This window comes from Shewanella sp. 10N.286.54.B9, from assembly GCF_041468565.1.
Lineage (GTDB): Bacteria > Pseudomonadota > Gammaproteobacteria > Enterobacterales > Shewanellaceae > Shewanella.
The window spans coordinates 1-305 of sequence record NZ_JBFRIY010000002.1; positions in this window are offsets into that span (position 1 = coordinate 1).

Here is a 305-nt window from a genome sequence, read left to right on the forward strand (position 1 = left end):
GTTAAGCCAATTAATAAAATCCACTTAACCAGAATCGGTTCATATAGTCAGAGTGCCAAATTTCGCTTTAGTTCCAATGATTGCTCACTTTTTTATTTTTTATTTTTTATTTCATTTGGCTTGTCTTGTGGCTCACTTACTGGTGATTATCCGTTTATTAATGCATTGAATGTTGCCATTAAACCAAGGTTTACTCGAGGGAGCTCTGCGGCAATTGAAGCCAAAAAAAATGGCAACCTAAATAGGTTGCCATAAACATAAGTTTTCAAGAGTTAACACGGTTAATGCGCTAGCGTAACGGTTAA